The sequence below is a fragment of the Marinomonas sp. TW1 genome, from assembly GCF_001625355.1.
Lineage (GTDB): Bacteria > Pseudomonadota > Gammaproteobacteria > Pseudomonadales > Marinomonadaceae > Marinomonas.
In genome coordinates, this window is the sequence record NZ_JSEE01000012.1 from 15259 (window position 1) to 40850 (window position 25592).

Annotated in this window: 28 protein-coding genes and 2 tRNA genes; 19 read left to right on the forward strand and 11 right to left on the reverse strand. The window is 42.5% G+C overall.

Going from position 1 to position 25592, the window contains the following annotated elements:
- Window positions 1–44 precede the first annotated feature (44 nt).
- A complete protein-coding gene (locus OA79_RS11910) occupies window positions 45–629 on the reverse strand; it encodes a superoxide dismutase (protein ID WP_063333469.1) in 585 nt (194 codons plus the stop codon).
- A gap of 156 nt (window positions 630–785) precedes the next feature.
- On the opposite strand from OA79_RS11910, the gene OA79_RS11915 reads away from it, so the two are divergent.
- The 3 genes from OA79_RS11915 to cysN all read left to right on the forward strand — a co-directional run bounded on the left by OA79_RS11915 (window position 786) and on the right by cysN (window position 4459).
- A complete protein-coding gene (locus OA79_RS11915; protein ID WP_231908863.1) occupies window positions 786–1727 on the forward strand; it encodes a hypothetical protein in 942 nt (313 codons plus the stop codon).
- Between the two features lie 195 nt (window positions 1728–1922).
- Window positions 1923–2828 carry a sulfate adenylyltransferase subunit CysD gene (gene cysD / locus OA79_RS11920; protein ID WP_063333471.1) on the forward strand — a complete coding sequence of 302 codons (906 nt, stop codon included), beginning with the start codon at window positions 1923–1925 and terminating at the stop codon, window positions 2826–2828.
- A 17-nt stretch (window positions 2829–2845) separates the two neighbouring features.
- Window positions 2846–4459, forward strand: a complete 1614-nt coding sequence (gene cysN / locus OA79_RS11925; protein WP_063333472.1) for a sulfate adenylyltransferase subunit CysN — start codon at window positions 2846–2848, stop codon at window positions 4457–4459.
- Between the two features lie 98 nt (window positions 4460–4557).
- Here the strand turns inward: cysN and OA79_RS11930 are convergent, their stop codons facing one another.
- The gene (locus OA79_RS11930) at window positions 4558–5292 is read right to left on the reverse strand and encodes a siderophore-interacting protein (RefSeq protein WP_063333473.1); all 735 of its coding nucleotides are present in this window, start codon (window positions 5290–5292) and stop codon (window positions 4558–4560) included.
- Window positions 5293–5303: 11 nt separating this feature from the next.
- Window positions 5304–5738, reverse strand: coding sequence for a MarR family winged helix-turn-helix transcriptional regulator (locus tag OA79_RS11935; protein WP_063333474.1), 435 nt, complete (start codon window positions 5736–5738; stop codon window positions 5304–5306).
- Between the two features lie 173 nt (window positions 5739–5911).
- Between OA79_RS11935 and OA79_RS11940 the strand changes: the two genes are divergently transcribed.
- The 13 genes from OA79_RS11940 (at window position 5912) to nadA (ending at window position 16771) form a co-directional block, all read left to right on the forward strand.
- Complete coding sequence (locus tag OA79_RS11940) at window positions 5912–6400, forward strand: hypothetical protein (RefSeq protein WP_063333475.1); 489 nt, start codon at window positions 5912–5914, stop codon at window positions 6398–6400.
- Window positions 6401–6588: 188 nt separating this feature from the next.
- A complete protein-coding gene (gene aspS / locus OA79_RS11945; RefSeq protein WP_063333476.1) occupies window positions 6589–8358 on the forward strand; it encodes an aspartate--tRNA ligase in 1770 nt (589 codons plus the stop codon).
- A gap of 160 nt (window positions 8359–8518) precedes the next feature.
- Window positions 8519–9076 (forward strand): crossover junction endodeoxyribonuclease RuvC, encoded by a 558-nt coding sequence (ruvC, locus tag OA79_RS11950; protein ID WP_063333477.1) that lies wholly within the window; start codon window positions 8519–8521, stop codon window positions 9074–9076.
- Entirely contained in the window at window positions 9073–9675 is a 603-nt protein-coding gene (gene ruvA, locus OA79_RS11955; protein ID WP_063333478.1) for a Holliday junction branch migration protein RuvA, read from the forward strand. The genes ruvC and ruvA overlap by 4 nt, the downstream gene beginning before the upstream one ends.
- 2 nt (window positions 9676–9677) lie before the next feature.
- Window positions 9678–10691 carry a Holliday junction branch migration DNA helicase RuvB gene (gene ruvB, locus OA79_RS11960; protein ID WP_063333479.1) on the forward strand — a complete coding sequence of 338 codons (1014 nt, stop codon included), beginning with the start codon at window positions 9678–9680 and terminating at the stop codon, window positions 10689–10691.
- 9 nt (window positions 10692–10700) lie between these two features.
- Window positions 10701–11381 (forward strand): protein TolQ, encoded by a 681-nt coding sequence (gene tolQ, locus OA79_RS11965; RefSeq protein ID WP_063333480.1) that lies wholly within the window; start codon window positions 10701–10703, stop codon window positions 11379–11381.
- Window positions 11381–11806 (forward strand): protein TolR, encoded by a 426-nt coding sequence (gene tolR / locus OA79_RS11970; RefSeq protein WP_082825461.1) that lies wholly within the window; start codon window positions 11381–11383, stop codon window positions 11804–11806. Before tolQ ends, tolR begins: the two co-directional genes overlap by 1 nt.
- A gap of 2 nt (window positions 11807–11808) precedes the next feature.
- Complete coding sequence (locus OA79_RS11975; protein WP_063333482.1) at window positions 11809–12771, forward strand: cell envelope integrity protein TolA; 963 nt, start codon at window positions 11809–11811, stop codon at window positions 12769–12771.
- Between the two features lies 1 nt (window position 12772).
- Complete coding sequence (gene tolB / locus OA79_RS11980) at window positions 12773–14068, forward strand: Tol-Pal system beta propeller repeat protein TolB (protein WP_063333483.1); 1296 nt, start codon at window positions 12773–12775, stop codon at window positions 14066–14068.
- Window positions 14069–14087: 19 nt separating this feature from the next.
- On the forward strand, window positions 14088–14675 hold the full coding sequence (gene pal / locus OA79_RS11985; RefSeq protein WP_063333484.1) for a peptidoglycan-associated lipoprotein Pal: 588 nt from the start codon (window positions 14088–14090) through the stop codon (window positions 14673–14675).
- Window positions 14675–15490, forward strand: a complete 816-nt coding sequence (ybgF, locus tag OA79_RS11990) for a tol-pal system protein YbgF (protein WP_063333485.1) — start codon at window positions 14675–14677, stop codon at window positions 15488–15490. Before pal ends, ybgF begins: the two co-directional genes overlap by 1 nt.
- Before the next feature lie 41 nt (window positions 15491–15531).
- Window positions 15532–15607, forward strand: a tRNA-Lys gene (locus tag OA79_RS11995).
- A gap of 117 nt (window positions 15608–15724) precedes the next feature.
- Window positions 15725–16771 carry a quinolinate synthase NadA gene (nadA, locus tag OA79_RS12000; protein ID WP_063333486.1) on the forward strand — a complete coding sequence of 349 codons (1047 nt, stop codon included), beginning with the start codon at window positions 15725–15727 and terminating at the stop codon, window positions 16769–16771.
- A 68-nt stretch (window positions 16772–16839) separates the two neighbouring features.
- Here nadA and OA79_RS12005 read toward each other — a convergent pair whose 3' ends face one another.
- Window positions 16840–18363: a hypothetical protein gene (locus OA79_RS12005; RefSeq protein ID WP_063333487.1), complete on the reverse strand. Its 1524-nt coding sequence runs from the start codon at window positions 18361–18363 to the stop codon at window positions 16840–16842.
- A 111-nt stretch (window positions 18364–18474) separates the two neighbouring features.
- Between OA79_RS12005 and OA79_RS12010 the strand changes: the two genes are divergently transcribed.
- Together OA79_RS12010 and OA79_RS12015 are read left to right on the forward strand one after the other, a co-directional pair.
- The gene (locus OA79_RS12010) at window positions 18475–19041 is read left to right on the forward strand and encodes a nitroreductase family protein (RefSeq protein ID WP_063333488.1); all 567 of its coding nucleotides are present in this window, start codon (window positions 18475–18477) and stop codon (window positions 19039–19041) included.
- Window positions 19042–19135: 94 nt separating this feature from the next.
- Window positions 19136–19223, forward strand: a tRNA-Ser gene (locus OA79_RS12015).
- Window positions 19224–19449: 226 nt separating this feature from the next.
- Here the strand turns inward: OA79_RS12015 and OA79_RS12020 are convergent.
- From OA79_RS12020 to yciH, 5 genes are all read right to left on the reverse strand, one after another.
- Window positions 19450–20760 carry a type II toxin-antitoxin system HipA family toxin gene (locus OA79_RS12020; RefSeq protein ID WP_231908864.1) on the reverse strand — a complete coding sequence of 437 codons (1311 nt, stop codon included), beginning with the start codon at window positions 20758–20760 and terminating at the stop codon, window positions 19450–19452.
- A complete protein-coding gene (locus OA79_RS12025; RefSeq protein WP_063333490.1) occupies window positions 20760–21083 on the reverse strand; it encodes a helix-turn-helix transcriptional regulator in 324 nt (107 codons plus the stop codon). Before OA79_RS12025 ends, OA79_RS12020 begins: the two co-directional genes overlap by 1 nt.
- Window positions 21084–21322: 239 nt before the next feature.
- Window positions 21323–21736: an acyl-CoA thioesterase gene (locus OA79_RS12030; RefSeq protein ID WP_197465390.1), complete on the reverse strand. Its 414-nt coding sequence runs from the start codon at window positions 21734–21736 to the stop codon at window positions 21323–21325.
- Window positions 21737–21748: 12 nt separating this feature from the next.
- Window positions 21749–22759, reverse strand: coding sequence for a GGDEF domain-containing protein (locus OA79_RS12035; RefSeq protein WP_063333491.1), 1011 nt, complete (start codon window positions 22757–22759; stop codon window positions 21749–21751).
- 152 nt (window positions 22760–22911) lie between these two features.
- The gene (gene yciH / locus OA79_RS12040) at window positions 22912–23256 is read right to left on the reverse strand and encodes a stress response translation initiation inhibitor YciH (protein WP_063333492.1); all 345 of its coding nucleotides are present in this window, start codon (window positions 23254–23256) and stop codon (window positions 22912–22914) included.
- Window positions 23257–23407: 151 nt separating this feature from the next.
- Between yciH and OA79_RS12045 the strand changes: the two genes are divergently transcribed.
- A complete protein-coding gene (locus OA79_RS12045) occupies window positions 23408–23956 on the forward strand; it encodes a GNAT family N-acetyltransferase (RefSeq protein WP_063333493.1) in 549 nt (182 codons plus the stop codon).
- Here the strand turns inward: OA79_RS12045 and OA79_RS12050 are convergent.
- Both OA79_RS12050 and OA79_RS12055 read right to left on the reverse strand, forming a co-directional pair.
- Entirely contained in the window at window positions 23925–24653 is a 729-nt protein-coding gene (locus tag OA79_RS12050; protein ID WP_063333494.1) for a pseudouridine synthase, read from the reverse strand. The genes OA79_RS12045 and OA79_RS12050 overlap by 32 nt on opposite strands.
- Window positions 24650–25588, reverse strand: a complete 939-nt coding sequence (locus OA79_RS12055) for a D-2-hydroxyacid dehydrogenase (RefSeq protein WP_063333495.1) — start codon at window positions 25586–25588, stop codon at window positions 24650–24652. The genes OA79_RS12050 and OA79_RS12055 overlap by 4 nt, the downstream gene beginning before the upstream one ends.
- Between the last annotated feature and the right edge of the window lie 4 nt (window positions 25589–25592).

A 25592-nucleotide genomic window follows, 5' to 3' on the forward strand; every position in this document is an offset into this window, starting at 1 on the left:
TTTACTAAGGCCGTTTTTTTTGACTGGCTTAAAATTGACTAATTTTAAGCGGCAAAGTTCGCTGCTGCAAATTCCCAGTTTGCAAGCGCCCAGAATCCTTTAAGGTAATCAGGACGAACATTACGATAGTCGATGTAATAAGCATGTTCCCAAAGGTCAACCGTGATTAACGGTGTTTGGCCTTCAGTTAATGGTGTGCCAGCGTTGCTGGTGTTGATGATATCAAGCTCGCCAGAAGCGGTTTTAACTAACCAAGTCCAGCTTGAACCAAAGTTGTTAACGGCTTTGTCGTTAAATGCTTCTTGGAAGGCTTCGAAAGAACCCCATTTAGCATTAATCGCATCCGCTAGCGCACCAGTTGGTTGACCGCCACCATTTGGGCTTAAGCTGTTCCAGAAAAAAGTGTGGTTCCAGATTTGTGCCGCATTGTTAAAGACTGGACCTGCAGGAGCTGACTCAATGATCTCCTCAAGGTTTTTGCCTTCATATTCCGTACCAGGAACAAGACCGTTAAGCTTAACAACATAAGTGTTATGGTGCTTACCGTGGTGATATTCCAATGTCTCTACAGACATGTGTGGTTCAAGTGCGTCTTTCGCGTATGGTAGCGCGGGCAATTCAAAAGACATTACGATTCTCCTTGCTTTTAATTAACTAAAGTGCTTGTTATCAAGCAGTTAATGGTGCTTATATAGTAGCATCGAAAGAACTAAGATAATATTATTTAGAATTGTTCTATCTGGATTTTCCATAATTTTTGTTAATAACCAATATATTAGATTTTCATGCGAAGAGACGATGATGTAGAGATCCCAAGTATGACTTTGGATCAAGATGAAGTAACTGAAAGAAGGCAGAAGGCTGACGCTCCCAAAACACGTCCAGCGCCTTCTCCTGCTAAACCCGCTCATGCCCCTGCCGTGGTTCATAAGAAGCAAAGCTTATTCGGTATATACCTTCTTTTGTTTCTGATATTGGCCTTTTCTGCTGCGGCTGGCTTTTGGCTTTGGCAGCAGAATCAACAATTACGTAATGAGCTTTACGGTGCGAAAAGTGAAATTGAAAACCTTGACCACCAGTTATTAGCCGCTGATGTATCGGCTAATGAGCAAGGTCAAACGGTTGAGCAAACACTGAAAACACATGCGAGCGAGATCCGTAAACTGTGGGGGGTGTCTTATGACAGAAACCGCAAAACCATCGCTGAAAATGGTGAAGCCGTTGATTTATTGAAGCAGCAGATTAAAACGCTCAAATCAGATCTTTCAACGCAGGCTAAACGCATAGCGCATCAAGACGGGGCCTTTAGTGATTTGGAAGCGGCTTATAACAAACTGTTGCCAACGGTGGCAGAGCTTGATGCTTTAACAAAGGTTTTGGGGGATCAAGTTAACAGTCAAGAGGTTAAACTTCAGAACCAAGCTGCGCAACTCAGTTCAGCAGAGAAGACCCTCAATGAGCAAACAGGTACGACTCAAGCGCTTGGTTTAAGCATTGAAAGCGTAACGCAGGAAGTTAATCGACTGCAGAAGCAGCTTAATACCGTTGAGCAAAAGGCTAACGCATCAAATGCTTCGGATTTAACGCAGGTGCAGCAGACCTTGAAACAGCAGCAGGAAGCAATTCAATCTAGCGATGCATTCCGATCGCAAGTAAACGCAGAAATCATTCGTTTGCGTAAGCAGATTAATCAGCTGATGTTAGAGCAACAATTGAACGCTCAATAGTCATCTGTAAGATATCCTGATTAAAAGGCTGAAGCGGAGACGCTTTAGCCTTTTTTATGCTGTTACATAAGTGGAATCTATATAGCTTTTTTAATATACATATTCTACTAAAGTCTAGATGGCGTGGTTTTTATAACTTAAAGGCATGTTATAGTGTAAGAAATGCTAAAGCCTTAATATTAGAGATGGGACATTATGACAGAGGCAAGACTGACACACCTAAAACAGCTTGAAGCGGAAAGTATTCATATTATCCGTGAAGTGGCTGCCGAATTTGATAATCCTGTAATGCTTTATTCTATTGGTAAAGATTCAGCCGTCATGCTGCATTTGGCCATGAAAGCTTTTTATCCAGGAAAACCTCCTTTTCCATTAATGCATGTGGATACGGGGTGGAAATTTAAAGAGATGATTACGTTTCGTGATGAGATGGTTGCCAAGCTTGGTCTTGAGCTTATCGTTCATCAAAACCAAGAAGGACTTGATCAAGGCATTGGTCCTTTCACTCATGGTAGTGCGAAACATACGGATGTGATGAAAACCCAAGCCCTAAAGCAAGCCTTAGATAAATATGGCTTTGATGCGGCGTTTGGTGGTGCCCGCCGCGATGAAGAAAAATCCCGTGCCAAAGAGCGTGTATATTCTTTCCGTGATAAACAGCATCGTTGGGACCCTAAGAACCAGCGTCCTGAATTATGGAATATCTATAATGGAAAGGTGAATAAGGGCGAAAGTATACGTGTTTTCCCTTTATCTAACTGGACTGAGCTGGATATCTGGCAATACATCTACTTAGAAAGTATTCCAATTGTTCCTTTGTATTTCTCTGCAAAACGCCCTGTTGTCGAGCGTGATGGCACTTTGATCATGGTTGATGATGATCGTATGCCATTAAACGGTGAGCAGCCTGAAATGAAATCGGTACGTTTTCGTACGTTAGGTTGCTATCCATTGACTGGAGCGGTTGAGTCGGAAGCCGACACACTTCCTGAAATTATTCAGGAAATGTTGTTGACCAAGAGTTCAGAGCGTCAAGGGCGAATGATTGACCATGACTCAGCTGGGTCTATGGAAGAGAAGAAGAAACAAGGTTATTTCTAAGTTTGGAGTAAAAGAGCATGTCTCACCAGTCAGAACTGATCAGCCAAGACATACTTGGTTACCTAAAACAGCATGAAGAAAAAGACTTATTGCGTCTTCTGACATGCGGTAACGTTGATGACGGTAAAAGTACCTTAATAGGCCGCTTATTACACGATTCTAAATTGATTTATGAAGATCATTTGGATGCCGTTAAACGTGATAGTAAAAAATCCGGTACACAGGGCGAAGAAGTGGATCTCGCGCTTTTAGTCGATGGTTTGCAAGCTGAGCGTGAGCAAGGCATTACTATTGATGTGGCATACCGTTATTTTTCAACGGAAAAACGTAAATTTATCATCGCCGACACCCCTGGGCATGAACAATACACACGTAACATGGCGACGGGCGCGTCGACCTGTGATTTAGCGATCATCTTGATTGATGCTCGCTATGGCGTGCAGACACAAACTCGTCGTCATAGCTACATTGCGTCTTTGCTTGGCATTAAGCATGTGGTTGTGGCCGTTAACAAGATGGATTTGGTCGATTTCTCTGAGCAAACCTTTAACGACATTCAGTCTGATTATTTGCAGTTTGTTGATCAGCTTGGCGATCGTAAACCGGCGGACATTCAGTTTGTTCCTATGTCAGCGTTACGTGGTGATAATGTTGTTAATCCATCTGAGAGCACGCCTTGGTATAAAGGCGGTTCTTTAATGTCGATTCTTGAATCTGTACAAATTGATCGTAACGTAAAGCAGTCCGCTTTCCGATTGCCTGTGCAGTATGTAAACCGTCCTAATTTGGATTTTCGCGGTTTCGCCGGCACGATAGCGGCAGGTCAAGTAAAGCCCGGCGATAAAGTGGTGGCTTTGCCTTCCGGCAAAACTTCTAACGTGGATAAAATTGTCACCTTCGATGGTGAGCTGGATTCCGCAAAAGCGGGCCAAGCCGTTACCATTACTTTAACGGATGAAATTGACATCAGTCGCGGTGATATGCTGTCTCATGCTGATGAGGAGCCGTTAATTTCGTCAGCATTACGCGCGTCTCTTGTGTGGATGGCGGAACAGCCATTAGTACCAGGTAAGTTATATGACTTTAAGTTAGGTACACAAACCGTACCAGGTAAAGTGCATCACTTTAATCACAAAATCGATGTGAATACTCTTGAGCACAGCGCCATTGATGAGCTTGAGTTAAATGGTATTGGTGACGCTGTATTGCAATTCGATACGCCTGTCGCATTTGATGAATACCAGAACAGTCGATTGACAGGGGCTTTGGTCATCATTGATCGCCTCACCAATGTTACTGTTGGTGCTGGTATGGTTGAAGAGGCGGTGGTTGAGCTAGACCAAGAGTCTTTAGTAACCGCTGAAGATCGTGCAGCTCGTCTTGGTCAAAAGCCAGCCATTATTGCTTTGTCCTCTCAAGTACTGGATAAATCGGATGTGATTGAGCGCTTGTTGCTAAGAAGTGGCGTAACGGCCCTTGCGAAAGCCAATGCAACCAGTGAAGAAGCTAATTTAGTGCGCGAAACAGGTGTGGCTATTTTGGTTTCTGATGACAATGTGGCGGATTATTCGATCAGTGGCACAGAGGTTGATGATGTTGTCGAGCAAATTATAGAGAGCATTCGTCTATAAAAGACGTTTTGCTATCTGCCAATTTAAAAAGCCTACTCTTAGAGTAGGCTTTTTGCTTATCAGATACAGTAAGTTGCAAAGCATAATGGTCGATGGGGTTAAGCCATCTCAGCATCTTGTCGCTTTACTTCTTTGTGCTGATCTTCATTACTGCCTAATTTCCAGTAGCTGGAAATATAAAGATTCTCTTTTGACACTGCTTTGTCTTTCTTAAAGAAGTTTCGTAGCGTTTTCATGCTATTAAACTCACAAGCGGTCCAAACCGCTGGAGAGCCTTGAAGCCATTCCAGTGATTGCAATTGTTTTAATAATAGGTCGCTTTGTTGGCCTGGATGTGGGTTGATTGCCCATACCATCTTTATGCCTTCTGGGTGTTCAAGAGGTTGAATGTCAGCTTCAGATACGACTTCAATGACGGCATAGCCTTTTGCGTCTTCTGGCAATTGAGCTAGGTTGACACTGATGGCTGGTAGGGCAGTCATATCTCCCACTAATAAATACCAATCACCAGTGTTAGCAATCATTTTTTTAGGGCCTGGGCCGCCAATACAGATGCTATCTCCAGGTTGTGAGGACTTTGCCCAAGATGATGCCGGACCTCCATCTTCGTGAAGCATGAAATCGATGTCGATTTCATTGTGACGTTGGTGACGTATGGTATAAGTTCGAAATAAAGGTTTGCCATCAGTGGGAAAGATTAGCTTTACGTAGCCACTTTCTTGATCATCTGGAATGGTTTGGACATTGTCTCCTCCAAGCGTGACTCTTAGCATATTTGGCGAGATTAACTCTTTACGAATAACGATGAAGTCTCTAGGTTGCATTCTGCTCATAATGTTTAGCCTTAATCTTTTGAATACTGAGTTAGGTTGCTTTTCATCAACTCGGTCAGTTGAATAAAGCTTTCTATTTCTTGTTGCGTCATGCCGCTGCACATTTGAGTGCGCGCTTGGTTATCAACATGAGCAATTTTTTGCTGTAATCCTTTACCGGCGGCTGTTAATGAAATAACTTGGCAGCGATTATTGGTCGGATGTTTGTCTTTTTCGATGTAATCTTGTTCTAGTAAATCTTTCACTAGCCTTGCGACTTGAGATTTGTCTAGTCTTAATCTTTTAGCGATATCCCGGGCGCTGCAATTTTCTATGTTAGTGATACATTTTATTGCTCGAATGTGAGTGACAGGGATTAAAATATCTGCCTCAGCAGCGAGATGCTTTAATGCCTTACGATAGCTTAGCGTTAAGCCATGTAGTGCTTCGCTGATATTGTGTTGCATATGGCTTGCCTCTATTTGAGAATGATTGTACTTTACTTTTTATGGTTGACTTTGTCAACTTAGTTTTTTTGTTAGCGAATAAGGTCTCACTGTTTGCATGATTTAATATGTGAACACCAGTATAAGCAGGGCATTAACCTAGCCTAAAAAATGTGGAGTAATTAAGCCCCTATATGAACAGACAGATAGCGATCGATTCAATCGTCAGTGCTCTTCAGACACGGTTTGAAACGGCTCGAGCCGCAGCGCAGCAAGCACGAGAGGCCGCAATAAATGAGGAGAGTGTGGCGGAAAACAAATATGATACCTTCGGGCTTGAGTCTTCATACTTGGCTCACGGTCAATCACAGCGTGTTATCGAATGTGAAAATGATTGGTTGCAATTTAGTCGTCATGTCCCTATTCAATTTAGTGAGACCGGTAAGGTGTGTTTGTGGTCGTTGATTCGGTTGGTCCCTGTCAGTAGCGCATTACCACTAAGGTATTTTTTTATTTCAAACATTGCTGGTGGTTTGAGCTTAGCGCACTTGGGTGAAACCTTGGTGTTGGTATCTCCAGAGACACCGGTTGGTAAAATGCTGTTAGGCCAAGAAGAAGGGGAGTGTATTTCGCTCACTTTAGCAGGGCAAACAACGGAATTTGAGATTGACTCAATTCAATAATTGCATTGTCTCGTGACAAATTTGGTTCTACCTATAGAGAGTCGGACTCGCTTCGCATATAATGCTTGGCCTTAAAATATTCTGTTACCCTGGCGGACGAAACGGCTGAGTTACTCACTTTGATTGGCTGGCAGGATGACACACTAAGAACATAGCTCTCTTACTGAGACAGTAATAGGAAAGAAATTATGCGCAGCCATTATTGCGGCGAATTAAATGCTTCTAACATTTCACAAGAAATTACTTTATGCGGTTGGGTTCATCGTCGCCGTGATCACGGTGGTGTTATCTTCTTAGACGTTCGTGATCGTGAAGGAATTACTCAGGTTGTTTTTGATCCAGATCGTGCGGATAGTTTCGCTTTGGCCGACAGTGTTCGTAACGAATATGTGATTAAATTAACCGGTTTGGTCCGAGCTCGTCCTGAAGGAACAATCAATCCGAACATGCGTACGGGTGAGATTGAGGTTTTAGGTACTAGCCTAGAAATTCTTAATGCTGCGCAAACACCACCATTCCAGTTGGACGAGCATCAGTCCGTTGGTGAAGACATTCGTCTTAAAAATCGTTTTATTGATTTGCGTCGCCCTGAAATTCAGCAAAAAATGCGTTTCCGTTCAAAAGTAACTTCTGTATTGCGTCGTTACTTGGATGACAATGGTTTCCTTGATATTGAAACGCCAATTCTAACGCGTGCAACCCCAGAGGGTGCTCGTGATTATTTGGTGCCAAGTCGTACACAACAAGGTAGCTTTTTTGCACTTCCACAATCGCCTCAGTTGTTTAAGCAATTGTTGATGGTGTCAGGTTTTGACCGTTACTACCAAATTGCCAAATGTTTCCGTGATGAAGACTTACGTGCTGATCGCCAGCCTGAGTTTACACAGGTCGACATTGAAACCTCTTTCATGAGCGAAGAGCAGATCATGGCCATGACGGAAGAAATGATCACTAACTTATTTAAAGAGTTAATGAACATTGATCTAGGTTCTTTCCCACGTATGCCTTACTCAGAAGCGATGGAAACCTATGGTAGTGACAAGCCTGATTTGCGTATTCCACTGACATTGATCACAGTGTCTGACTTGATGGCAGAGGTTGATTTTAAAGTCTTCTCTGGTCCTGCGACAGATCCAAAAGGTCGTGTTGCGGCACTTAAAGTGCCTGGGGGTAACAGCTTAACGCGTAAACAGATTGACGATTACACTAAGTTTGTCGGTATTTACGGCGCGAAAGGTTTGGCATACATCAAGGTAAATGATAAATCGAATCTTGAAGAAGGCCTACAATCACCGATTGTTAAATTCCTTCCGGTTGAAGTGCGTGGCGCTTTACTTGAGCGTTTAGACGCGCAAGACGGTGATTTGATTTTCTTTGGTGCAGATTCTGCAAAAATTGTTAACGAGGCCTTAGGCGCATTGCGTTGTAAGCTCGGTGAAGACATGGATCTTTACACGTGTGAGTGGGCACCGCTTTGGGTTGTCGATTTCCCAATGTTTGAAGAAACAAGTGACGGCGGTATTACCGCGATTCACCACCCATTTACAGCGCCTTCTTGTTCTCCTGAAGATTTGAAAGCCAATCCTTTAACGGCTTTGTCGCAAGCCTATGACATGGTGCTTAATGGTACTGAGCTAGGTGGTGGTTCGATTCGTATTCACCAAGCGTCAATGCAAGAGGTTGTGTTTGAATTATTGAACATCAGTGAAGAAGAGCAAGAAGAGAAATTTGGTTTCTTGCTGGATGCATTGAAGTTTGGTGCGCCGCCACACGGTGGTTTAGCATTCGGTTTGGACCGTTTGGTGATGCTAATGACAGGATCAAGCTCTATCCGTGACGTTATTGCTTTCCCTAAAACTCAAAGTGCGACTTGTTTGTTAACTCAAGCGCCAGGTGAAGTGAGCGAGAAGCAATTGAAAGAGTTAAGCATTCGTGTTCGTAAGCCGGTTGCAGAATAACGTTTTGCAAGTGAATCGCTTAAATTAAGCGGTTGCTGTTAAGGAAACGAAAGAAAAACGTAAAAGGCCGCTACTTCGCGGCCTTTTTTGTATTTACACATTGCATCTAGTGTAAAGCCCTGTTGAAATATACAGTAATGATGGTGCATATGAGAAAACCATGACTGAAACTAGAATTATGGCGATTGACCCAGGTTCGCGTGTTACTGGCTTTGGAATTATTGATATTATTAAAGGTAAGCCAGTGTATGTAAACAGTGGTTGTATTCGCTTACCTGATGAAGATTTATCTGTCAGGTTAAAGCATATTTTTAATGGTGTTGAATCGCTCTTAAAAGAATACCAGCCAACGGAGTTTGCCATTGAAGAAGTGTTTATGGCGAAAAACGCTAATTCCGCATTAAAGCTGGGTCAAGCTAGAGGGGCGGCTATCGTTGCGGCATCACTGCAAGAATTAACCGTTAACGAATATGCTGCCCGTCGGGTGAAGCAGTCGGTAGTGGGCACGGGTAGCGCCGACAAGACTCAAGTTCAAAGTATGGTGCAATTGTTGCTTGGTTTAACGGCTAAGCCGCAAGCGGATGCGGCCGATGCACTGGCGATTGCTTTGTGTCATGCCAATACTAGAACATCCGGCGGTTTGGAATATGGTACAGGTAAGCGTGCAGGTCGAAGTGCCAAACGTTGGTCAGAACAAGATGTAAGGAATGTGTTGTGATTGGTCGAATTATCGGAACCTTGGTGGAAAAGTCACCGCCAGAATTATTAATCGATGTGCAAGGGCTGGGTTACGAAATTAGTGCCTCCATGACGACAATTTACGATTTACCACAAGTTGGTGAGCGGGTCACATTATTCACACACCTTATCGTAAAAGAAGATTCTCATACTCTGTTTGGTTTTATAGACAAAAATGAAAGGGCGTTGTTTAGGGTCTTAATTAAGGTCAATGGCATCGGTCCAAAAATGGCATTAGCTATATTATCGAGTATGTCTGCAGAAGAACTCATTGCCAATGTGCAAGATTCGGATGTAACCGCACTGACACGCATCCCCGGCGTCGGAAAGAAAACCGCTGAGAGATTGATTATTGAATTGCGCGATAAGCTTGGACAAGCCGCTAAAGGCGATTTGTTTACAGCGCCAGCGGTATTAAAACAAGTGCAAGCAGACCCAAGACAAGAAGCTGAAGCTGCGTTAATTGCATTGGGCTACAAGCCACAAGAAGCAGCGAAAGCGATTGCGGCCGTGCCAATGGACAGTGCCGACAGTGAGTCTGTCATTAAAGCGGCGTTACAAGGAATGTTGAGGAAATAACCATGATTGAACAAGATCGTATTATCTCAGCTGAATTAAAAGGTAATGACAGACAGGTAGATCGTGCGATTCGTCCGCAAGCCTTGTCAGAATACATAGGTCAGCCAGTCGTTCGTGAGCAAATGGAGATTTTCATTCAAGCGGCTCGACAACGCAATGAACCACTGGATCATACTTTGGTATTTGGCCCACCAGGACTTGGTAAAACGACGTTAGCTCATATCATTGGAAATGAAATGGGCGCAGAAGTTAGAACGACATCGGGTCCTGTGTTAGAGCGGGCAGGGGATTTGGCCGCTTTGCTAACCAATTTAAATGAAGGTGATGTTTTATTTATTGATGAAATACATCGTTTAAGCCCTGCTATTGAAGAAGTGCTTTATCCAGCCATGGAAGATTACCAATTAGATATCATGATTGGTGAAGGCCCTGCTGCTCGTTCAATAAAAATTGAACTCCCGCCCTTTACGCTTGTCGGAGCTACAACACGCGCGGGTTTATTAACGTCACCGTTGCGTGATCGCTTTGGCATTGTGCAACGATTGGAATTTTACGATGTGGCATCATTGACGACTATCGTGTCTCGTTCTGCCACAAAAATGGGTATTCAATTAGACGATAGTGGTAGCTTTGAAGTGGCTAGGCGGTCACGCGGTACGCCTCGAATAGCTAACCGTTTATTGCGTCGTGTTCGTGATGTAGCACAAGTCGATGGGGTTGACTTAGTTGGACAAAAAGTTGCCCAACGAGCACTGGATATGTTAAGTGTAGACAGTCAGGGTTTTGATCATTTAGATAGACGTATGTTGTTGACTATGATAGAAAAGTTCGATGGTAGACCTGTTGGGCTTGACAGTGTATCTGCCGCTCTTGGTGAAGATAAGGATACCATCGAAGATGTTATCGAACCTTTTTTGATACAGCAGGGGTTTGTGATACGAACTCCGCGAGGTCGCCAAGTGACGAAAAGAGCTTATGAACATTTTAATTACCAATTACCAAACGATTTAAAATAGAGGTCCATGATGTCAATTTGGGGTTTAATCGCCAGCGCTAGTTTAGTAGTACAGCTTGTTATGTTGACCTTGTTGGCTGCGTCCGTGTTTTCTTGGATCGTTATTTTTCAACGCATTCGAGTTATTAAACAAGCAAAGAAAATACGTTCTGAATTTGAAGATCAATTTTGGTCTGGTATGGATTTGAGTCAGTTGTATCGTAAATTGACCCAAGAAGGACGCAAAGTAGAAGGGATGGAAACCATCTTTACCGCAGGCATTAAAGAGTTTACTCGCTTAAGACAGAACCAAAATGTCGACCCAGATGCGGTGATGGATGGTGTGCAAAGAGCCATGCGAGTGGCGTTGTATAGAGAGGAAGAAAAGCTCGATCAGCATTTGCCTTTTTTGGCCACTGTGGGTTCGACCAGTCCTTATGTTGGTTTATTTGGCACCGTTTGGGGGATTATGCATTCCTTTATCGGTTTGGCCGAAGTGCAGCAAGCCACACTTGCGACAGTGGCTCCAGGCATAGCAGAAGCCCTTATTGCCACGGCAATTGGCTTGGCGGCGGCTATTCCTGCAGTAATCGCTTATAACCGTTTCTCTACGGCTGCCGAGTCGCTTAGCGCTAGTTACGATAATTTCGCCGAAGAGTTTGCGAGTATTTTGCATCGCAAGGTTCATGTCAAAGAGGGAGGCGCAGCATAGTGGCTCGCTCAAGACGGAGAGATAAACGTCGCCCAATGGCGGAAATTAATGTGGTGCCTTACATTGATGTCATGTTGGTGTTGCTGGTTATTTTTATGATCACGGCACCTATGTTGACGCAAGGTGTCGATGTTGAGTTGCCTAATGCCAATGCAACACCAATACAAAATGATGAAAACGATGTGCTAATTGCATCCGTTGATTCTACAGGGCAGTTTTATTTAGACGTGGGCGGCCAGCAAGAAACCATCTCATTATCAAATTTACAAACGAAAGTTCGTAAGATTCTCAATCAAAATCCAAATATGTCTGTCTTGGTTCGAGGCGATAAAAATGTGCCTTACGGTGATGTTGTTGGATTAATGGTCGCATTACAAGGTGCTGGTGCGCCTAATGTAGGCTTAGTGACAGAGCCGGATAACTGAGTATGAAATGGTTACGTAGTGACAGTTATAGCCTACCTGTTGCCCTAGCAATTGGTTTGCATGCTGGTATTGTATTAACAGCTGTTTTTGCTGTGGATTTTTCAGACAATGAAAAGCCGGAACCAAAGCGTCCCGTTATTGTAAACGCTAAAGTAGTTGATGTGTCACAGACTATTATAGGCCAGCGTGAAGCAGAGAAAAAAGCGGCTCAAAAGCAAGCCGCTGCAATTAATGAGAAAAAGAAAAAAGCCGCCGAACAAGCGCGTAAAAAAGAAATTGCTAAAAAGGCATTAGAGGAAAAGCGTAAAAAGGCCGCTCAAGCAAAACGCATAAAAGAGCAAGCAGAAGCTAAGAAAAAGCAGCAAGCGGAAAAGAAAGCAGCCGAACAAAAGCGTATCGCTCAGGAAACCGAACAGAAACGACAAGCTCAGCAAGCTGAGAAAAAGCGTTTAGCAGAAGAAAAGCAGCAACAGGCGCTAAAACGCCAGCAGAAACAACGTGAAGAAGCTTTAATTCGACAAGCTGAGGCCGATAGGCTGGCAGAGGAAGAGCACAAACGTCAGGAAGAAGCTGCACGATTGGCAGAAGAAAAGCGTGCGAAAGAAGAGGCGGCCCAAAAAGCCGCCGCTGAAAAAGAAGCACAACGTCTGGCTGCTGAAGAAGCTCAAATGGTTCAATCCATAAGCAGTTTGATTAATGCCAGAGTGGCGGCTGCTTGGAGTCGACCACCTAGTGCTCGAAATGGTATGAAAACGGAGTTGCGTATTGATTTCTTGCCGAATGGTGAGGTGATGAATGCACAAGTAACCAAAGGAAGTGGTGATGCATTATTTGACCAACGAGCTTTAGATGCCGTTAATAAGGTTAGGCGCATAGAAGAATTAGCCGAAGTTGATTCGTATATTTTTGAACGTAACTTCCGAAAGGTAGATTTAATTTTTAACCCGCAAGACTTGAGAAACTAATATGTTTAAAAGATGCTTAAGTGCTGTTTTTGTGTTTTTCTTTTTTGTTAGCACGGCGAAAGCACAATTAGTCATTGAAATAACCAGTGGGGCGGATCAATTATTACCCATTGCGGTTGTGCCCTTTGGTTATGATGGTGTTGAGGCCCTACCTGAAGATATTGCGCAAATCGTTCAAGATGATTTAGCGCGCAGTGGTTTGTTTCAACCCATACCTCGTGGCAATATGCTGAGTATGCCAAGTAAAGAAGAAGATGTTTTTTATCGTGACTGGCGTCTATTAAAAAGCGATTATGTGGTAATTGGTTCGGTAAAAAAATTGCCTAATAATAAATACAGAATTGGCTTTGAGTTATTAAACGTTTTAAGCCAAAAGCCAGTGCAAAAGCATTCTTCTATTGATGTTGGAGCTAATAACTTTCGTGATGCCGCACATTATATTAGTGACAAAATTTACGAATTATTAACAGGTTCTCGTGGTGCATTTAGTACTAGAATCTTATATGTTACTGCTGAAGGTGATCGAAAAGCGCCTTTATTTAAATTGCAGGTGGCAGATGCTGATGGTCATAGACCACAAGTTGTTGTGGAATCTAAAGAGCCAATATTATCGCCATCTTGGAGTAGCGATGGTCGTAAAATTGCTTATGTAATGTTTCGCAACAGAAGGCCTAACATTTTTATACAAGAATTAGCTTCTGGAAAACGTCAGCAAATAGCACAATTCAAAGGCCTAAATGGTGCACCAGCTTGGTCTCCAGATGGAAAGAAACTGGCGATTGTGTTATCAAAAGATAACAATCCAGAAATTTATACGCTTGATATAGCAACGCAAAAGCTTGAGCGTATGACAAACCATTATGCGATCGATACAGAGCCAAGTTGGGAGCCTGATGGTAAAGGAATAGTTTTTACGTCTGATCGTGGTGGTAATCCACAAATATATCGATTAGATGTTAATAGTAAGCAGGTAGAAAGGGTGACATTTGAAGGTGACCTTAATACCAGAGCAAGAATGACACCTGATGGTCGTTATCTTGTGACTGTTCAGAAACATGATGGCAACTATCATATTGCGTTACAGGATATGAAAACAGGCCGAGTTCAGATTCTAACAGAGACTTACTTAGACGAATCGCCAAGCATTGCGCCGAATGGCAGCATGGTGATATATGCCACAACCTATAAAGGAAAGGGTATCTTAGCCGTAGTATCCGTTGATGGACTTGTTAAATATAGGTTACCATCAGCAGACGGTGATGTACGTGAGCCATCTTGGTCCCCGTATTTCAAATAAAGACATTGAGGAGTGAATAATGAGTGTAAACAAACTAGGTAAGTTTGCTGTAATTGGGTTGTCTGCTGCGTGGCTAGCAGGCTGTAGTACAACAGCAACAGATACTGATTCTTCAACTGTTGCAGAAGATGCGGCTTCAACTGAACAGGTTGAAGATTCAGCAGCAGCTGGTTCTACAGACCAATCATTTGGTGCTGGTGAAGATGATGCTGTGACAAGTGTTATTGTTGATGATTCTGCTGAAGTGGCAGAAGAGCCAATGACTGATCCACTTGCTGGTGTTGATACTGTATTTTACTTTGATTTCGACAAGTCTATCGTTCGTCCAGCTGCACGTGAAGCGCTAGCGAAACATGCTGAGTTCTTGGTTGCAAACCCAGATGCACGTATTGTTCTTGAAGGTCATGCAGATGAGCGTGGTACTCGTGAATACAACATGGCTCTAGGCGAGCGTCGTGCTAAAGCGGTTAGTCGTTACCTTACCATTCAAGGTGTTGCGGCTTCTCAAATCGAAACAGTAAGTTTTGGTGAAGAAGTGCCGGTTGCTTTCGGTCACGATGCTGATGCTTGGCAACTTAATCGTCGCGTTGAAGTTCGCTACGAATAATGAATGCTAAAGACATAAAGATTCGCTCTTTGGCGGTGGTGCTGTCTTTAACAGCACCACTTGCTTTGTCTGAATCAAGCCAATCAACAGTAGGTTTGTCACCTAGTGCCGCCGCAGATTTGTTGTTCCAGCTAGAAACTTTACAGCAGGAAGTGCAACATTTAAGAGGGCAGTTAGAGCAGCAAGGCCATGAACTTAAATTAATGAAACAAAGTCAAAGAGATCGTTATATTGATCTTGATAAGCGCATTTCATTACTGATGTCTGCCTCTGCTAAAAAAGATCCAACACCAGTGACATATCCTTCACAACCTGCTCCGTCAAGCTCAGTTCCAGTGCAGTCATCTCCGCAAACTGTTGGAACTCCTGAGCCAAGTACAGATCAAATAGCCAGTCTTCCTGCAACACCTTTAGCGCCTGTTTCTTTAAAAACGCCAAGTGCTGCAGCAAAAGAGGCTTATACTCAAGCTTATAATTTGATTCATCAACGAGATTTTGCTCAAGCTGAGCAAGCGTTCAGTCAATTTGTAATGACTTATCCAAACAATACGTTAACAGGTAATGGTTACTATTGGTTGGGTGAGGTTAAGTTGGTGCAAGGTAAATCAGAAGAAGCATTAGAGTCTTTTAATACTGTTATTCAGAATTTCCCTGGTCATGGTAAAGAAAAAGATGCTCTCTATAAGCTTGGTACTGTTAATGATCAACTAGGTCGTACAGAGCAGGCAAAGACTTATCTGCAAGACGTGATCCAACGTTTTCCAAACAGTAAGACAGCTAAGTTAGCAGCCGGTTATTTAAGCAAACTTAAATAACTTGCATTTCTCAACGGGCTCTGTATTATACGCATCCCGTTGGGTCGTTAGCTCAGTTGGTAGAGCAGTTGACTTTTAATCAATTGGTCACTGGTTCGAATCCAGTACGACCCACCAATTTTCTTTTTCATGGCATTGGCTATATCTTGATACTTCGCCATAATAACTTGGCGTGACACCATACATTCTGTTAGCAATGCTCTTTTCGCGCCCAGTTTTAGCAGGGGTAATAAGATGTTTGATACTTCCACAAAAGCCGCTCTCCGTAATACTGTTCAACAATACCTAGCTGACGCTGAAAAGAGTCTAGAGTCGCCTGTCATTGATAATGAGCAGATTCGTCAGGAAATCAAACAACTTCTAAAAGCTAAAAATGCCGTTCTTGTCGCTCATTATTATACCGATGATGCCATTCAAGAGTTGGCAGAAGAAACTGGCGGCGTGATTGCTGACTCTCTTGAGATGGCTCGTTTCGGGGCAAATCATGACGCGCAAACCTTAGTTGTGGCTGGGGTAAAATTCATGGGCGAAACCGCAAAAATCTTAAGCCCAGAAAAAACCATCTTAATGCCCACCCTGGAAGCTACCTGCTCTTTGGATATTGGCTGCCCAATTGATGAATTCTCTGCGTTCTGCGATCAACATCCTGATCGTACCGTTGTGGTTTATGCAAATACTTCGGCTGCGGTAAAAGCACGTGCTGACTGGGTTGTCACTTCTAGTATTGCGCTCGATGTCGTGAATCATCTTGTGGATCAGGGGGAAAAAATCATTTGGGCACCTGACCAGCATCTTGGTGGCTATATTCAGCGTGAAACTGGCGCAGACATGATCTTGTGGGATGGTGCATGTATCGTTCATGAAGAATTCAAGGCGAAGGGCATATTGGATCTGAAAGCCATTTATCCAGATGCCGCTGTTTTGGTGCACCCAGAATCTCCAGAATCAGTTGTTGAGGTTGCCGATGTGGTTGGCTCAACGTCTCAGCTATTAAATGCCTCTAAGTCCATGCCAAACAGCACCTTTATTGTTGCGACTGACCGTGGCATTTTTTATAAAATGAAGCAGGCATCACCGGATAAGCGTTTTGTTGAAGCACCTACTGCTGGTTCAGGTGCTAACTGTCGTAGCTGTGCGCATTGCCCATGGATGGCGCTAAATAGTCTTGAGTTGTTGCGAAATTCCTTGAGAGATGGCTCTGGTCAGATTGAAGTTACTCATTCTTTACGTGAAAAAGCGTTAATCCCGCTTCATAGAATGCTCAACTTTAACAAAAGCTAAAGGCTTAAACTAAGTGCATGATCTTTATATCAACTAGAGCTTGTAGAGGCATGCACTTTAATTTGACGCTATTTGTTTAACGTACCCAAATATTTCATTTCCAAATCAGAATACGCCAGTTGTAAGCGATCATATTCCAAACTCTTCTTATTATAGCTGACTCTCAATTCTTGGTAATCTTTCTCCCCAATGTGAGTGGCTAATTGCTCTTTAAGCTGAGTTGTAGCTTGCGCTAATTTGCGGTTTCGTTCTTTCTCTTGTTTTAATGGGATGGAGTTAGCACCAAAATCAGGGTTGCTTAAAATGAGTGCGTCCATTTTAGTTTGCAATTCGTTATTGGATTGCTCCGCCATTTCGAGCTCTTGTGCCAGCAGGGTGACACAGGTTTCTGATTCTTGTAACAAACGCTCTAAAGATTGAGTGTCCTTTTCTTGCTCTAATAAATTATTGGTTGAATTGGATTCAATGGCATTGCTTAAGCCTTCTTTCAAAGATCCTAATGCCGCTTTTTTATTGCTTGATAAGGTTTGTAAGTTGCCGATAACCGTTTCATTGTTTGAGCTGAGCTTCTTATCCATTTCGGCTAATTTAGCGTCTTTTGATTGAATGTCTTGTCTTAATGATTCTATGCTCAAATCAGAATTTTCTAGCTCTGCCTCTAACTGAAAAATAAGGCTTTGTGACTCTTGAGACATTCGTTCTAATTTAGCGACCGCGACTTTCTGGGCTTGTGCTGCTTGTTCTGAGGAGGCGTTTTGCCCTGCGTGTTCAAGTTCATTTCTTAGCTGATCGATCACCATTTGTTGTCGATCTGCCAAATTATTTAGTGACATAATTTGCTTGTAAGAAGCGGTGCGATTTTGCTCACTGGATTTTGTGGCTGTGTTCGCTTTCATCGATACAACATTGGCTTGACCTGCTTGTTGGTCCTGTAATTCCTCAAGTCGTAAAATGCGTTTTTTTAATGCTTCCGCTTCTTTCTGTAATCTTTGCTGTTCGTTCTTTTTTACCTTTAACCGCTGCAGCTTGGCGACGGCATTATCAATACTTTTACGCAAGTCGTCATTGAGTCTTTGTTGATTCTTTGATAACGCTTCTTTACTAATCAGCAACTCAGAGGTTTGATAAAATTCCTCTTCCATGCTCTTAAGGTTTTTAGTTAAATCCTCAGGATTGGTTGTTTGTAATTTGGGTGTGGATAGAGCGTACAACAAACTGGATAGGAAGCGCGTTAAAATGGGTTTTGGGTTATCGCTGACCTGGTTTAGCACAATAGCCCGTTCTGCTTTTAATACGGTCCCCCAAATTTTCAACGTGTTGACTTGGTGTGGTTTCATTGTGTTAGGTTTAATGGATTCAGCGGCATGGCTAATTTGTTTATCAAGATATTGGGCAAAATGCTTATAGGACTGATCTTCTTCTTTTGAATCTTCCTGTGGCAGTGATTCAATCTCTGTGGATTCTGTTTGATCTGCTTCTTCTTGCTCAGAGATTTTCTTCTTTAGGGAATAGGATAACCAAATAAGTGCAATACAGCCCACCAAGAGAAGTGTTGTCAATTCAAGGGTTGTCCAAATTAGCCACTTTGGCATAAAAACTCCTAGACCTAAAAAGGTTTTATGTGATATCCATTATCATTAACGTTTGCTGGATGTTAAAGTATTGTCATCCATACGATTTATATTAAAGGAATTTGTTTTTCTATGAGTAAAGAAATTTTAACGTTTATACGTAATCGTGTATCTCAGCCTGCTTTAACCGAACCGGCACCACAAGATAATGAATGGCAAGAAATCCTCGAGGCAGCAAGTCGGGCGGCAGATCATGGTAACCTCAAACCATGGCGTTACCGTATATATGAAGGAGAAGGGCGCGCTAAGCTTGGGGAGATATATTGGCAGCATGCTTTATCAGAGGTGGCCGCTTTACCTGAGAGCAAAAAAGACTCCTTTATCAAAAAAGCCTATCGAGCTCCTGCTGTTTTGTTAATTTATGCGCACATCCAAGATCATCCAAAAGTACCAGCCATTGAGCAAATCATGGCGACTTCAGCGGCTGCTCAGCAGGCACTTTTAGGGCTTAACGCGTTAGGTTATGGCGGTATGTGGCGCAGTGGGCCCGCTTGTTTTACCCAGAAAACGAAAGATCTTTTGGAATTGGATTCAAATGATCAAATTGTTGGCCTGATTTATGTTGGGACAGCTAAAGAGCAAGCAAAGCCTTCTCCGGATCCAATGCTTGCAGACAGACTGGAATGGGTAAGAGATTAATTTTTAACAATAATTCCTTAAAAATCGGTTGCAAAAAGAGTTCGCCATCACTAATATATGCGCACTCATTACGCGGAGCGTATTGATCGGTTTTGGTGAGCTGTCCGAGTGGCCGAAGGAGCACGCCTGGAAAGTGTGTATGTCGAAAGGCATCAAGAGTTCGAATCTCTTGCTCACCGCCATTATTCCTAAGTCATTGATTGGTTATAACTTTAATTTATCAGTGAGTTGTAGAAAATGTCATTAGCCGTGCTGGTACGAAAGACTGGTACGGTTTTTACATCCTATCTAGCTATAATTTTCTCAGTATTAAAAAGACGGCTTATTTTAAATAGTTCCCTTTAAAATCTTTCTTTTCTCATGCCTCTTAAGTTCATTTTTCAATTAACGCTTATTGGTGCATGTATTTTAAATACTAAGACGCAAATTCTTGTAAACTTCATCGATTAGCCTACTAGGCACCTCCCATTCGGTGGCCAGTTGTCGCCAGCAAGACACATGCTCAATGGTTTCATCTATGAGTCTGTCAATCTTTCGTTTGTTAAATAATGGACTGAGTTTTTCAAGACTGTAAAAATCTGCACGACTAAATTGATCCCTTTTGCCATTCAAACTCATCCAATGACTGTTTACCCATTTGCTACCAGGTTTATAGCTGTAGGCAAGGTCATATGCGGGTGCAAGAGACCACTTTCCGTTAATTAGACGAAAAGCAAAATTCTTTGCATGGTCATCATGGTTTCGCGCGATGATATTAAAAATCATACGTCTCAATAATTGCTCTGCTTCCGCTGCGGAAAGCTTTAATTGACGAGCAATGCCAAACAGTTCTGCGTATGAGAATGAACCGGGCTGTTTGTAATCAACGTGAGCCAGTCCGTTCAGTGTCTGCACATGTATTTTTTCATTTTTAATTCGATCAAAACGCTGGGTAATGAAGTGCCTTCGATTACCTTCATGAAGGAGGTGGCAAGGCATCATATCAATGCCACATTTTTTGGCCATCAGATGATAGACGAATTCCATGGCGCCATAACCAAGTGGATCGCCAAAGGTTTCTTGATTTTTGTTGTGTTCACTTACGCCATCAAATTTCATTAAGTAGTGCGTAAACCCATCTGGTACATCAGTCTGTCCTGAGCGCACTTGAGTAAACTCGTCATTGAATGCTAATACCGCTTTAGGTCTTGCTCCGCCAGCACTCATGCCCACTGAGAGTAAAGACATCATGGCTTCACGATCTTCTTGGTCATGGTGTTTTAATTCGACCTCAAAGTGACCTCGAGAATCCAAAATGTCTTGTGCAATACTGATCAGCATTTGAATCTCAATAGAGTGTGATGCATTCAAACTACGAACTTGTGTCGCGGGGGCGTATTCTAAAGCTCCCATGCCTCGCTTGCCGGTATACTGAAGTCTTTGTAAAGGTGTGATGTCACTTGGAGAGCGGCCTTGTGCGGCAACCCAGGCGTTTAGAACAGCATTGCCAAAATCATCAGGCAATGAGTCGGCAATCAAACCGGGCAATCCTCTGAATGTGCTGTAGTTTAGTGTAGGAAAACTATAAATCTGTTTTGACAGTGGCATTTTAATAGGGGAAAGCTCAATTCCTTTTTGTATGAAGCTTGGCGCATACTCAAATGCCCCTAAGCCATTTTCGGAATCAAAACTAACCGCGCCGACTTCATCATCATGATATTTGATAGTGACGACTTCCATTACCATCCTGTCTGTTCCTCATCCATATCACGACGTTGTCTTGAGGCTCTTTGACGCTGTTTACCTTGTAGTTTTGCGAGTTGCAAAGGAGAGATTTGCTGTCGTGGTAAAAATAAATCCAATTGTTCCGTTAACTCGAGCGCCATTAACAGAGCAATGAAAATTTCAAGCTGGACTTTGCCTTTTTCGGCATTCAGAACGGTTTTTCGAGCGACGCCAGCCAGTGTGGCAACCTCGGATTGTGTGAGATCTCGATTGAGCCTTGCTTGCTTTAAGCGCTGACCGATTTCCTCGGCAAGCGCTGAGGCTGACGCATCCTTCATTATAAAGTCCCTAAATGGTGATATTGAATGCATTTATAGCTGTTAATGAGTATAAATTAGAACTTTAATTGAGTGATGTCAATATTAATTGCAAAGTCCAATAATGGGTACTTTAATTAAATTTTAGTCATTCAAAGTTACCAAAAGAGGACTTTATGTCGTATAGGTTTTTTGGAAGAAGGGCGGTGTGTTTGAAACAATATGCGACAAAGGGAAATGGATGAATTGAGATAAGTTGTTTAAATCGGCTCAAACAACGTATCGGCTTGATCAAAAATAACGGGCTTACCATGTTGATTGGTTGATGCCACTACCATCTTTGCCTGCAGAATGACTTGTTGATCATGGCAACGTATCACCTTTTGATAAAATGCGAATTTTAGCTTTGACTCACGTTGCGCGTGTGTCTCTATGTAAAATGCATCTCCACTTTTTAATGAGCGCTTGTAATCAATTTCAGCGCGCATCAAAACTAGGTTGATTCCTTGTTGCGTGATTTGGGCAAAATCCAACCCTTTGGTTTTAATGAATTTATGACGAGCATGCTCAAGATAATTTTGATAAACCGCGTTATTGACGATGCCTTGCATGTCACATTCATAGTCTCTTACTTCGAAAAGCATTTGGTTCGATTGAGGTTCAAACGATGTCACAATATTCTACCTTTATACATGATGAGCAATGCGATTTTTGCCAGAGCGTTTCGCATACGTTAAATAATGTTGAGCTCGCTGCACTAGTTCCGTTGGGCCTTCATCACCTAGTAATGTCGCTACGCCTATGGATACTGTAATTTGCTTCAACAACGTATTGCTGTCTTTGTTGCGGATCTTCTGATTTGAAATATTCAATCGAACGGCATCCGCCAGTTCAGAGGCTTCTCCAAGTTCCATGTCATTGATTAATACCGCAAACTGACCGCCTTTAAGTCGCGCAACATACGCTCGATCAGGTAAAAAGCTGGAAACCGTCTTTGCTATATACAAAATAAGCGAAGATCCGACTTTCTTGCCATAATCTTGATTTATTTTGGCCAAGTTATCGATATCAATCATCAAGAGGGTCAGGTCATCTTCAGCGAAGGGGGCCAAAGAGAATAGGGTGCGTTCAAATCCTTTCTCGTTTGCCAATAGGGTCATCTGATCTACTTCAGTGCTTTTCTTCACCTCAGCTAGTTCTCGTCTAAGACGTGTCAATTCATTTTGAACTTCCGACACGGTTTGACCAAATTGCTCTACTACTTGGTTAGCTTTGAACGTACGTCGATCAAGTAAGTTCGCAATATGTACGAGTTTTTCTTTGTCTGTATTTACTTTTAATGCTGCACGGGTATGACTGAGAGACTGAGTAAAGGTCGACAGCTCTTTGGTAACAGAAGCACTCTCGTCATTCAGTTTCTCTGTAAGTTCGTCCAGGCTTTTGTGTTGTGCATCCGCTTGCTTAATGTCATCGGCAATAATAAATTCATTGAACAGTTCTTTTGAAACAAAGGCTGGTAAGCTGCCGAAACGACGGATGGTGCGGTCAACAACTTGATTTAATTTGGGGTTGTTATTTGATGCGTATTCATACCAAATACCATAATTGTATGGCGTTGGCGGAATGTCCAACTTGACCATTAATGGAATGGCCGAACGCATAAGCTGATTGGCCTGTTTCATACTATGCTGGAACATAGGTACCTCTACTGCAACTCATCACCACTAAAGAGTCTTTTTTTGGCGGTCTTCCATCTTTTGAGTAAATACTCAGCCATATCGATGATGTTGATATATAAAAAAATTGACAGAAATATGAGCTTGTTTAATTAAAGGCTATTATTGTAATTTTAGCCACCAACAAATTTACTGGAATAGCCTTCTTTTTCAAGCAGAGTTTTCAGTTTTTGTCGATTATCTCCTTGAATCTCAATCTGGCCTTCTTTGACAGAGCCACCAGTACCACATTGTGCCTTTAATTTTTTAGCTAAGCTTTTTAGTTCGGACTCGTTTAAAGGCAAGCCTTTAACCGTTGTCACCCCTTTACCTTTACGACCTTTCGTTTCCAAAGCGATTTTAACATTACCATCACCGATGACTTCTGTGCTTTGACATTGACACTCTGAAGTAGGTTGTTCGCAGTCAGGGCATAGACGGCCCTGATCGGTGGAATAAACGATATTACGGTTCTTCATAACGGGCTTCAAAAATGTTTATACAAGTTAACATGAGTATACCACTTCACGGGCCGGCCTTAAGTGAATATTAGTAATATTAAAACAATAAAGCGCAATTTTAGGTGAACTGGTCTAACATTTAAATACGCTTCAAAGACACAACAGACACATGAAAGATTTACTGCAAATACGCCCTGCAAAATTAAATGATCTTGCCAATATTTTGCAATTCGAAACAAACAATCAAGAGTGGTTTGCTCATTTCTTGCCACATTACGCAGGCAATCCACCAAGCCGATCCCTGCTTAAAAAAAAGCTAAAAGTCGATGATACTGGTATGCAGTTTTTAGTCTGTTTGCATAACGGCAAAGTCATTGGACGCTTTAATGCTCAATACTTAGATCAAAACAAAGAAATGATTGAAATCTCGTATCGTATAGACAAGTGCTTTGTAAATCGTGGCATCGCGCGATTTGCACTGAAGCATTTATTACTCGTTTGGGCGTGCCGAGGCATAAACGAAATTTATGCAAAAGTGGCGGATTACAATAAATCCTCAATAAAAGTATTACTGTCTTGTGGTTTTTGGGTCGATGAATTCTGCCCACAAACCGTCAATCTAAAAACTCAACCTCAGGAAGGGTGGGTTTTTAGATGGTCAGCCAGTCAACAGCCAGCACAAGACGTTAATCAATTTGATAGGGTGTTATCTTATTAAGCACATCCTGTAAGGTATCAGGGAACGCCGCTTGAATGGTTAGCCTATGGCCATCCACTGGATGAGCGAAGGATAAAGAAGATGCGTGCAACATGAGTCGCAACTCTTCCTGCCACTCTGCTCGCAAGGCTTTGTTTATATGCCGACACCCATAACAAGTGTCACCAACCAATGGATTGAGTAGGTGTTTAAAATGACGGCGTATTTGATGCTTACGACCTTGCTTGGGCGTAACTTCCAATAAACTTAACCGCATTTCAGGGTAACGACTTACTGGAATGGGGAGTTGATATCGATGCAGTCGCTTAAAAAATGTTTCTGCTTCTTTTTCTGTACCGGAAATTTTGAATCGGGCACGACCTTTTTGTTCATTCAATTTGGCAAGTGGGTAGTTGATTTTACCTTCTTCTGGGCTGAATCCACGCACTAAACAATGGTAAGTTTTATCGGTTTGGGATTGACTAAATTGCTCCGCCAAACCACGGGCAATCTCGGGCGAAAATGCCATCACTAAAACACCAGACGTCCCTCGGTCCAAACGATGGACAGGAAATACCCATTGTCCCGTTTGATCCCTTAAACGTTGAACGACGGCATCTTCTTCACCTTTCGCCAAATACGTTCGATGCACCAGTAAACCTGCCGGCTTGTTTACGGCCACAAGAAACTCGTCTTGATAAAGAATGTCTAGCGTCATTTTTTAGTTTCTACAAACGCGTGTATACGATTAATGGCAATCTGCACTAACTTTTCCATCGCTCCTTGACTTGCCCACGCAACATGGGGCGTCAGTAAGAAGTTAGGGTATTGTGTTAAATGGAATAATGGTGAGTTGTTTGGCATAGGTTCTTGTGCAGCAACATCAAAAGCCGCGCCAGCAATCTGTTTCGATTCAATAGCGCTAACAAGTGCTTCTTCATTGACGATACCGCCTCGGCTCATGTTAATCAGTAATGCATGATTTTGCATGCGCTTAAATTCCAATTCACCAATCAAATTGGTTGTCTCTGAGGTGAGGGGGCAATGTAAACTGATAATATCGGCTTCTTGAACGGCTTGATCAAAAGAAACATAGCCTTCACGTATTGTGGTTTGGTTTTTTCTCTCTACAAACATGACTTGCATGCCAAATGCCTTCGCCAATATCGAAACCTGCTGACCTAATTGACCGCTTCCGATAATGGCCATTTTAGAGCCAGATAGATCTTTAATAGGATGATCCATCAAACAAAAGAATTCAGATTTATCCCAGGCGCCAGATTGAACTTCCTGAAGATAGGGCATTAGATTACGACGCAGGGCTAATAACATGGCAAATGTATGTTCAGGGACACTGGTGGCAGAATACCCTTCCACGTTTTGGACTTTTACACCGTTTTGCTCACAAGCTTCCATTGCCACATTGTTGGTGCCTGTTGCCATCACTTGAATGAGTTTAAGGGAAGGCGTGTTATTAATTTGTTCACGACTGATCACCACTTTATTTGTGAGTACGATGTCAGCGTCCAGAATACGCTCAGCCACTTCGGCTTCATGGGTATTATGATATTCAACATAGCTGGTAATGCTGTTATTAAAGCGAATACTTAGGTTTTTGGGGAAGGATCCACGATCTAAAAAAACGGCTTTCATTAAT

Excerpts from the sequence above, each read along its gene's own strand:
- OA79_RS11910 (WP_063333469.1), bottom strand. The coding sequence starts at position 629 with ATGTCTTTTGAATTGCCCGCGCTACCATACGCGAAAGACGCACTTGAA.
- OA79_RS11915 (WP_231908863.1), top strand. The coding sequence starts at position 786 with ATGCGAAGAGACGATGATGTAGAGATCCCAAGTATGACTTTGGATCAA.
- cysD (WP_063333471.1), top strand. The coding sequence starts at position 1,923 with ATGACAGAGGCAAGACTGACACACCTAAAACAGCTTGAAGCGGAAAGT.
- cysN (WP_063333472.1), top strand. The coding sequence starts at position 2,846 with ATGTCTCACCAGTCAGAACTGATCAGCCAAGACATACTTGGTTACCTA.
- OA79_RS11930 (WP_063333473.1), bottom strand. The coding sequence starts at position 5,292 with ATGAGCAGAATGCAACCTAGAGACTTCATCGTTATTCGTAAAGAGTTA.
- OA79_RS11935 (WP_063333474.1), bottom strand. The coding sequence starts at position 5,738 with ATGCAACACAATATCAGCGAAGCACTACATGGCTTAACGCTAAGCTAT.
- OA79_RS11940 (WP_063333475.1), top strand. The coding sequence starts at position 5,912 with ATGAACAGACAGATAGCGATCGATTCAATCGTCAGTGCTCTTCAGACA.
- aspS (WP_063333476.1), top strand. The coding sequence starts at position 6,589 with ATGCGCAGCCATTATTGCGGCGAATTAAATGCTTCTAACATTTCACAA.
- ruvC (WP_063333477.1), top strand. The coding sequence starts at position 8,519 with ATGACTGAAACTAGAATTATGGCGATTGACCCAGGTTCGCGTGTTACT.
- ruvB (WP_063333479.1), top strand. The coding sequence starts at position 9,678 with ATGATTGAACAAGATCGTATTATCTCAGCTGAATTAAAAGGTAATGAC.
- tolQ (WP_063333480.1), top strand. The coding sequence starts at position 10,701 with ATGTCAATTTGGGGTTTAATCGCCAGCGCTAGTTTAGTAGTACAGCTT.
- OA79_RS11975 (WP_063333482.1), top strand. The coding sequence starts at position 11,809 with ATGAAATGGTTACGTAGTGACAGTTATAGCCTACCTGTTGCCCTAGCA.
- tolB (WP_063333483.1), top strand. The coding sequence starts at position 12,773 with ATGTTTAAAAGATGCTTAAGTGCTGTTTTTGTGTTTTTCTTTTTTGTT.
- pal (WP_063333484.1), top strand. The coding sequence starts at position 14,088 with ATGAGTGTAAACAAACTAGGTAAGTTTGCTGTAATTGGGTTGTCTGCT.
- ybgF (WP_063333485.1), top strand. The coding sequence starts at position 14,675 with ATGAATGCTAAAGACATAAAGATTCGCTCTTTGGCGGTGGTGCTGTCT.
- nadA (WP_063333486.1), top strand. The coding sequence starts at position 15,725 with ATGTTTGATACTTCCACAAAAGCCGCTCTCCGTAATACTGTTCAACAA.
- OA79_RS12005 (WP_063333487.1), bottom strand. The coding sequence starts at position 18,363 with ATGCCAAAGTGGCTAATTTGGACAACCCTTGAATTGACAACACTTCTC.
- OA79_RS12010 (WP_063333488.1), top strand. The coding sequence starts at position 18,475 with ATGAGTAAAGAAATTTTAACGTTTATACGTAATCGTGTATCTCAGCCT.
- OA79_RS12020 (WP_231908864.1), bottom strand. The coding sequence starts at position 20,760 with ATGGAAGTCGTCACTATCAAATATCATGATGATGAAGTCGGCGCGGTT.
- OA79_RS12025 (WP_063333490.1), bottom strand. The coding sequence starts at position 21,083 with ATGAAGGATGCGTCAGCCTCAGCGCTTGCCGAGGAAATCGGTCAGCGC.
- OA79_RS12035 (WP_063333491.1), bottom strand. The coding sequence starts at position 22,759 with ATGTTCCAGCATAGTATGAAACAGGCCAATCAGCTTATGCGTTCGGCC.
- yciH (WP_063333492.1), bottom strand. The coding sequence starts at position 23,256 with ATGAAGAACCGTAATATCGTTTATTCCACCGATCAGGGCCGTCTATGC.
- OA79_RS12045 (WP_063333493.1), top strand. The coding sequence starts at position 23,408 with ATGAAAGATTTACTGCAAATACGCCCTGCAAAATTAAATGATCTTGCC.
- OA79_RS12050 (WP_063333494.1), bottom strand. The coding sequence starts at position 24,653 with ATGACGCTAGACATTCTTTATCAAGACGAGTTTCTTGTGGCCGTAAAC.
- OA79_RS12055 (WP_063333495.1), bottom strand. The coding sequence starts at position 25,588 with ATGAAAGCCGTTTTTTTAGATCGTGGATCCTTCCCCAAAAACCTAAGT.